Source organism: Deinococcus marmoris DSM 12784, assembly GCF_000701405.1.
In the GTDB taxonomy this organism is placed as follows: domain Bacteria; phylum Deinococcota; class Deinococci; order Deinococcales; family Deinococcaceae; genus Deinococcus; species Deinococcus marmoris.
Genome location: NZ_JNIV01000153.1, coordinates 1 through 7,721, shown reverse-complemented (window position 1 = coordinate 7,721; position 7,721 = coordinate 1). Strand labels below are relative to the sequence as shown.

The 7,721-nt window shown below is 62.4% G+C and carries 6 protein-coding genes and 1 pseudogene; 6 read left to right on the top strand and 1 reads right to left on the bottom strand.

Going from position 1 to position 7,721, the window contains the following annotated elements; genetic code table 11:
- Window positions 1-296: pseudogene (locus Q319_RS0121800) on the top strand (IS4 family transposase); the annotation flags it as partial.
- 202 nt (window positions 297-498) lie between these two features.
- On the opposite strand, the gene Q319_RS0121795 reads toward Q319_RS0121800, so the two are convergent.
- Window positions 499-771, bottom strand: a complete 273-nt coding sequence (locus tag Q319_RS0121795) for a WGxxGxxG family protein (RefSeq protein WP_051655667.1) — start codon at window positions 769-771, stop codon at window positions 499-501.
- 557 nt (window positions 772-1,328) lie between these two features.
- Between Q319_RS0121795 and Q319_RS0121790 the strand changes: the two genes are divergently transcribed.
- From Q319_RS0121790 to Q319_RS25040, 5 genes are all read left to right on the top strand, one after another.
- Window positions 1,329-2,267: a diacylglycerol/lipid kinase family protein gene (locus Q319_RS0121790; protein WP_029484520.1), complete on the top strand. Its 939-nt coding sequence runs from the start codon at window positions 1,329-1,331 to the stop codon at window positions 2,265-2,267.
- A 208-nt stretch (window positions 2,268-2,475) separates the two neighbouring features.
- A complete protein-coding gene (locus Q319_RS0121785; protein WP_029484519.1) occupies window positions 2,476-3,279 on the top strand; it encodes a polyphosphate kinase 2 family protein in 804 nt (267 codons plus the stop codon).
- A 137-nt stretch (window positions 3,280-3,416) separates the two neighbouring features.
- On the top strand, window positions 3,417-4,208 hold the full coding sequence (locus Q319_RS25895; protein ID WP_245619439.1) for an alpha/beta fold hydrolase: 792 nt from the start codon (window positions 3,417-3,419) through the stop codon (window positions 4,206-4,208).
- Window positions 4,209-4,679: 471 nt separating this feature from the next.
- Window positions 4,680-6,989 (top strand): ATP-binding protein, encoded by a 2,310-nt coding sequence (locus Q319_RS0121775; RefSeq protein WP_029484517.1) that lies wholly within the window; start codon window positions 4,680-4,682, stop codon window positions 6,987-6,989.
- 352 nt (window positions 6,990-7,341) lie between these two features.
- Window positions 7,342-7,721 (top strand): hypothetical protein (locus tag Q319_RS25040; protein ID WP_029484489.1); only part of this gene is annotated, 380 nt, incomplete at its 3' end.

Sequence of the window (7,721 nt, the reverse complement as noted above, 5' to 3'; positions counted from 1 at the left end):
CGTTCAGCAGCATGAAGTCGCGGGGCTTCGACCTGGAACGGTCAGCGGTGACCCACGCTGACCGACTGGAGCGGTTATTTGGACTGGTCACGCTGGCCTGGGTGTGCTGTTTGAGGGTGGGCGTCTGGATGAACGCGTGCAAACCGATTCTGATCAAGGCTCATGGTCGCCGCGCAACAAGCGTGTACCAGTATGGCTGGCAATATCTGGCGAGAGCGCTGAGATGGGATCGCCCACAGGCCGAAGCCTACTTTGGCCTCCTGAGTCACCCTTTTCCTGCGCTCAGCACCGCCTGAACTCAAGTTGTCCGGTACTGAAAATCCGAACCTAAATGGAAGCGGCGCAAAGCAGTTGAAAAATGTGTGAAGGCGTCAAAACGCAACGCGATACGGATGGAGGTTGACAGGACTGGCGTCTTGCAGGGTGGCCCACTGGCAGACCACACCCAGAGCGCTCGCCCTGAATTCATTCAGGGCGAGCGCTTCAGCATCTCAGAGATTAGACGCGGTTGGTATCCACATGGACTGGCGTGGCCGTGACTGTACGGCGATTGAGGCCCGCCAACCCGGCCAGACCCAGCAAGCCCAGCAGCCCCCAGGGGAACTCGCGGGTATCGGCGCGGCCATTGTTGTTGGTGTCGACGACGCCGTCCCCATTGGGATCAAGGGGCGTGGTGGTGGTGGTGTCTGTGGTGGTGCTCGTGGAGGTGTCCTGTGCCAGAGCGACAGGGGTGACGGACAGGAGCATGGATAAGAGCAGCGCTTTCTTCATAGGGGACCACCTTCTACCGCTCGCACTTCGATCATGGGGCGGCCTGCTCATGCAGATCAACCGGTCTGTCTGGTGCGTGTGGTGGAAAGTTAAACGCAGGCGTGGCTCAAATTGTGTGCTTTGTTATAACTTTTATTTATAAAATCGCACGCCAGACGGTCAGTTAAATCATGGATGAACGTCAGAACCATGGTTCTCAATATGGAGGTTGAGAAACGCCGAAACGTTCATTTTGCTTTATAAATCGGATGAAAAATCAAATCAGATTTTGGTGATCATTTGAAAGCTTTCAGCGTTGAACTCTCTTTGCCCAGGTCAGGGCGACGCGCTCGCCCGTGCTGCCTGCATCTCACTGGCGTCGTGCTCCTGATCTCCTGCCAGCGTCCGCCCCTTGCTTTGCTCCTGGCGCTCGTGACCCACCAGGCATTGAGCTGATCCGCGAAAGGTTGAAATTGAGGCTGCCGCTGCTTCTCCGATTTAAGACTGCCATGAGGGTAGCCCTGGACCTCAACTGTTGCCCAAGGGGCGTGCCAAAATCCCGTGCTGTACTGGTCCACATGACCCTGGAACCTTCTACCCCTTTTAAGAGCGCGCTGATCATCGTCAATCCCAAGAGCGGTCAGGGAGAAAGCGGCATCGAAGAGTTCACCCAGTACCTCAGAGACGCCCAGGTGCGCGTCGAGGTCCGTGAGACCACACCAGAGAGCACGCCAGAAGATAACGTCAAAGGTCTGGAAGCTTTCGACGCCCTGATTGGCGCGGGCGGTGACGGAACGGTCAGCAGCCTGGCCTACGCGGCCCGCACCTCCCAGAAGGCTTATCTGCCGTACCCAGCAGGAACGGCGAACCTGATTGCACAGAACCTTGATCTGCCCACGGACCCGCGCGAGTTGGCCGATCTGTTCCTGTCCGGCCAGACCAGGACGCTGGACCTGGCTGAGTTGGAGGTGAACGGCGAGGTGCATGGCTTTGCCATGCTGGCTGGAATCGGGCTTGATGCGGCCATGATCCGTGACAGTGAACACACCAAAGACCGTCTGGGGGTGGCAGCCTACGTGGCGAGCGCGCTCAAGCAGCTCCACCCGAAGCAGACCCATTTCAAGCTGACACTGGACGGCAAAGACGTTGAAGTCGATGGGATGGGCGTGATGATTGCCAATTTCGGAATGGCCAATTACCGGGTGCCGATCACCGGTGATGTCAGTCCGGTGGACGGAAAGCTGACGGTCATCGTGCTGAAAGGCAACAGCATCGTGAGTCTGCTGCCGACACTGCTGGGCAGTCTCCGGGCCAAACTGAATCTGGGGAACGATGACCTCGGCAACAGCTTGGAAACCTTTGAGGCCACAGAGGTCAGTGTGCAGGCCAGTCAGGCTTTACCAGCGCAGTACGACGGGGAGACCCTGGAAGGAGACGTTGAGGTCCTGAAGGCCAGGGTCCTGCCGGGAGCAGTCCGGTATTTCACGCCAGCGGCCCTGAAGGACCTGGAGACCTGACCTGGAAAGAAGTGCTCGCCCCTGGCCTGGTGGATGAATACCGTTGAAGGCCAGCCCTGCGCTCTTGAGCACGGGCCAAAAATCCAGGTGGTAGTGGCAGGCGCAGTGATCGCCACAACCGCATCTGGACGCTCCTGGCTGCCAGCGCTGTGGGTTGATGAACTTCTCCGCTAGAAAGCCCGATCAGTGCTGGTGTTACCCTGCGCCGATGAAGATTGAGGCCTATCAGGTTCGTGAAGGAAAGAAGTTAAGTCTCAAGGACTACACCACCGACGGCACCAAGGGCGTCAGCAAAGAGGAGGTCAAAGTCCGCAGACCCCAGTTGAAGCTTCAGTTGGTCAAGCTTCAGGAGCGGCTGTACGCCGAGGAACAGCAGAGTCTGCTCGTCGTGTTGCAGACCCGCGACGCTGGCGGCAAGGACGGAACGATCAAGCACGTGTTCACTGGACTGAACCCACAGGGCGTCAATGTCACCGCGTTCAAAGAACCCACTCCTCTGGAGCTGAGCCATGACTTTCTCTGGCGGGTTCACGCGCATACGCCAGCGGCTGGAATGATCGGGGTTTTTAACCGTTCGTACTATGAGGATGTGCTGGTCACACGGGTCCACGGTGAAGTGGACAAACAGGAGATCCAACGCCGGTACGACGAGATTCGTGCCTTTGAGGTCTCCCTGCAAAACCGTGGCACCCGGATTCTGAAGTTCCACCTGACCATCAGCAAGGACGAGCAGAAGCGCCGCTTCCAGGACCGGCTGGACAAACCAAGAAAGCAGTGGAAGTTCAGTGAAAATGACCTGAGTGAACGTGCCCTCTGGGACGATTACACCAAGGCCTACGAGGACACGCTCAGCGCCACCAGTACGCCCACGGCCCCCTGGTACATCATTCCCGCCGATCACAAGTGGTTCAGAAATGACCTGATCACGCAGATCCTGCTGGAGACCCTGAACGACATGAACCCGCAGTTTCCTGAGATAGATTTCGATCCCACGAAAATCGTGATCGAATGAAGGGTCCAGAAGCTGCCCGGCAGAGTCTTCCAGCTTGAAAGAATCTGGGGGTACAGGGTCTTTGGGTACAAAGATCCCTGCTTGCAGCTCTGGTATCCAGAAGCTCGCTCCGCCTGAAGTCGGGCAGGGGCCGCTGCGTGGCTAAGCGTACTCAGGCAGGACCAAAGGGCCAGGCGGTGTACTGCGAGGTGCGTGGTCTGCGCACCCACGCCCGGGTGTACGGGCGCGGTCACCCGGTCACGGCCGTGATCGTTCCAGGACTGGGCTGCGCTTCGTGGATGTACCTCCGACTGGCCCACCTGCTGGCCCAGCATTACACCGTCTGGCTCTATGACCCGCCAGGCCAGGGTCTCTCTCAGGGGCGCTGGAACGATGCGGTGAGCGTGGAGCAGCTCACCGATCACCTTGCCCTGTGGTTGGAGACGCAGCAGATCAGGCGTCCGGTCCTCCTGGGCCACTCGCTTGGGGGGGAGGTGGTCCTCCAGCTTGCCGTGCGTTATCCCCAGCTCACCGGACCATTGATCGCGGTGGCACCGACGGGTCTTCCCGAGAATCCCAGCCTGCTCAAGCAAGTGTGGCGGTTGCTGCGGGACATCCCCCGGGAACGACTGGGCTTCTGGCCGCTTTGCCTGAGTGCGTATCTCCGGGCCGGGATCTGGCGCTGCTACCAGCTTGCCCGCGCGATTGAGCACCAGAGCGCGCTCCCGGACCTGGCGCTTGTCGCGCGCCCGGTGCTGTTCCTCGGCGGCGCTCGCGATCCAGTGGTGCCTGTGAGTGCGTTGCGCCGGGTGAGTTGTCACCGGCCCCATGTTCAGGTGGTGGAGTTGGCCGCCGCTCCGCACGGCATGACAGACACCGATGCTGAGGGGGTGACGGCGCAGGTCCGGCAGTGGGTGGGTGACCTGAACAGATCTGGCGAGACCAGGTGAAGCGCGCCAGTGAGGGTGCTTGAAGGGAAAGGCTGAGGCTTGACGGAAAGGCGCGTCCATGTGGGAATCGGAGTGTTCAACAGTCGTGTGAAAACGGGCGATAATGCAACGATCCGCACAGGCTGATGGCGATTCCTGAGAGGGGAGACAATTTTTTTGGGAGCGAGCTTGATGGAGGTCGGGTACCGCGTCACGTCCATGCCTCATGCCGTAATCCAGCAGTGCCTGTGCCACACCACACGATGCGCTCGTGGAAGCACGGTGCAAGACAAGTGTGGGGCGGCAAGTTCTGCCGCCCCATGCCCGGAGCATGACTCCTGACATGACCGGTGATGTGCGGGAGCGGCCCCGGAGTCAGCCTGTGGGAGCACGGCTGCGCCCGCTGCAGCAGTTCTCGACGTCGGCACTGGCTTCCCAGTCGCCCGGTCCAGTCCAGCCACAACAGCCTGCCACCGGGGTCTACACTGATCTATGAACCACCTGCCGGGGTCACCGCCGGGTGCGCTCGCCCCGCTGTATGGCCGCGAGCATGACCTGCGCCAATTGCTCAAGCTGCTCCAGGGTGGAGTGCGGCTGCTCACGCTGCGCGGTCCCGGTGGGATCGGCAAGACCGCCCTGGTCCTGCACCTGGCCCACGCGTTGCGGCAACAGAGTGCGCCCCAGTTCGATCACGTGCAGTTCGTTGATCTCAGCGCCGTGCGCGAACCGGAGCAGGTGATGGGCCTCATTGCGGCGTCTTTGCCCGACAGTGACCTCAGGGGCATACCACTACGGCAGCTTCAGGACTTCGCGGCCCGCCGCCCCACCCTGCTGATTCTGGACAACTTCGAGCAGCTGTTGCCCGCTGCCCCAGCACTGGCTGATGTGCTGGCCTGTACCAATGCTCTGCAACTGGTGGTGACCAGCCGGGCGGCGCTGCGGCTGCACGACGAGACCGAGTACCCGGTCTCGCCGCTGGCCCTGCCCCGCAGTGCCCAGAGCGCCGCTGCAAGCGGCGCGGTGCAGCTGTTCGTCGCCCGCGTCCACGCCCTGAATCCCACCTTCGTGCTGAGCGAAACCAACGCCGTCCAGGTCACGCGGCTGTGCGAGGTGCTGGAGGGCATGCCGCTGGCCCTGGAACTGGCGGCCATGCGCACCCGCAGCTACGCGCTGGGAGACCTGCTGACCCAGCTGGATCATCCCCTGGATGTGCTCAAAGCCGACTTCCGGGACCGGCCCGAACGGCTGCAGTCCCTGCGGGCCACCGTGCAGTGGAGCTATGACCTGCTGGACGACACAGACCGGGCGGTGTTCGAATGCTGCGCGGTGTTCGCAGGTCCGTTTACCCCACAGGCGCTGGCCGAGGTCTGGGGATCGTCTGAAGTGCTGGAGCGGGCCGAAGTGCTGCTGGAACAGAGCCTGCTGCAGCGGCTGGACATGCCAGACACGCTGTGGAAGATGCTTCAACCCTTAAAGGAACTGGCCCTGGAACACCTGGAGGGTCACCCGCAAGAGGCCGTGTGGTGCGAGCGACACGCGCGGCACTTTCTGAACCTGGCCGAGGAGTATCAGCGCCGATTGCAGCGTGAAGGGCTAAACAGCTTTGAGTCGGATCTGCCGCATTACCCGAATATTCGGGCCGGTCTGATCTGGACGGTGGAGCGGCGGCGCTCGGATCTGGCCTACCGCTTCCTGGGGGCGGTCGGTGGACTATGGGCTGCCCTCGGATTACACGTGCAGGAGGCGCCGCTGGTGGACCGGGTGCTGGCCCTGCCCCCGCCAGAGGACCGGGGCACCCTGCTCAGGGCGCTGGAAACCAGCGCGCACAGCCTGGACTACGCAGGGCAGTTTCAGGTCTGCGAGGTGCGGCTCGGTGAGATCATGGCGCTGTACCGGGAGCTGGGCGACGTGGAGGGGGAGGCCAGAGCCAGCCTCCAACTGGCAGCGGCGGTGCGTGACGCCGGCCAGGGGAAACGGGCCTGGGAGATCACACAACGGACCATCCGCGAGCTGCGTGAGCGGGTGGGTGACAACATCCCGACCCGCGAGCAGCAGATGCTCCAGGTCAATGTCTGCCTGGCAGCGTGCCATGATTTGCTGGAGCTGGAACAGTATGCGCAAGCGCTGGAGTCCGTCCAATTGGCCCGCCAGCACTTCATGGAAGTCGGGGGTCAGGCCAGCTCCCATAGTTACGGTGCGCTGGTGGGTCACCTGCTGGTGTCTCTCCACCGGTTGCCTGAAGCCCAAACGGTGCTGCTGGCCAGCCTGCGCGAGGCGGTGGACAAGGGCCTGTGGGGCATGGTCAACGATGTCCTGCGCTGGGGCCTAATCTTCCTGGCGGCCGAGCAACGCGACTGGGCCATCCTGGTGCAGTTCACGGCCTTCGTGAACGATCCCGTCGGGGAACGCTCACAGGGCGCGCCGGATCGACGCATGCGGCTGAACTTTGTCCGTGCCCGCGAAGAGCTGGGCGAGGCCGGCTTCCAGCAGGCCTGGACCACCGGCACCCAGCTCCAAATCCCGGACATCGTGGAACTGGCTGATCGGCTGGCCCTGGCGCCGATCTCGACGGCCACCCATCCTGAATTGACGCCCCGCGAACTGGAGGTACTAACCCTGGTCACCCAGGGCCATCCGGATCGCAAGGTCGCGCAACGGCTGAACATCAGCCCCGGCACCGCCAGCAAACATGTAGCGAACCTGCTGGGCAAGTTGGGCCTGCACAACCGCGTGGAACTGACCCGCTGGGCCATGGAGCATGGACTGGCTGCAGGAGCAGAATCCAGGTCGGACTCCCCGTAAAGATCCCCATCTGGCCTCAGGGCTGAACACGCCAGCGTCAAGGCACAGAAAGAGCCTGCTGTAGCCAGATGTCTGCTGGCTTTTTCCTTGCGACATCCCGCTTCCGAATGGGGGGGGGTCTACATCATTCTGCCAGGGTCACCTGCCCGCGCCGTACTTACTTCTCCCGATGTGTTTTGAACTGGAAACGCGCACCCTGGGGACATCAGCCCAGCGCTGAGATCAGGCAGGAGCCGGGCACCCGGCTCCCCAGGTCTGCGGCATCGTTCACCCGTCTCTCTTCACGCCGTCCCTGGTTCCGTCTGGAACGAGAGGCGCGGCGGCAGGTCTGCCCTGCACAGGAGAACGCATCATGCCTACAGTCCACCCGTTGGCCCGCCGCCTGTCCGTCGCGCTACTCACCCTGGGGCTGCTGGGCGCACCCGGGGCGCTGGGGAGACAGGCTGCCCCCGCTGAGACCCTCGGTAACCAGTTGACCGCCATGTCCGCAACGGGGCTGAAGCTCGCCGAGTGCGAGCAGCGCATGCAGGCCCTGGGGACCATGCTGAGCCAGGCAGGGTACGTCTCCAGGCGTTCGCACCTGGGCGCGGACGCCGTCATGACTGGGGTGTGGTACCACCCGCAGCGCCAGACCACCGTCGTGGCGTTCTCGGGATGGCAGGCGGCGGACAACGCGTTCTCGGCAGCGGAGATGGACGGCCAGGTGCGCTGGAACGAACTCCTGGCCACGCC

Coding starts and splice junctions, on each gene's coding strand:
- Q319_RS0121795 (WP_051655667.1), bottom strand. CDS start 771: ATGAAGAAAGCGCTGCTCTTATCCATGCTCCTGTCCGTCACCCCTGTC.
- Q319_RS0121790 (WP_029484520.1), top strand. CDS start 1,329: ATGACCCTGGAACCTTCTACCCCTTTTAAGAGCGCGCTGATCATCGTC.
- Q319_RS0121785 (WP_029484519.1), top strand. CDS start 2,476: ATGAAGATTGAGGCCTATCAGGTTCGTGAAGGAAAGAAGTTAAGTCTC.
- Q319_RS0121775 (WP_029484517.1), top strand. CDS start 4,680: ATGAACCACCTGCCGGGGTCACCGCCGGGTGCGCTCGCCCCGCTGTAT.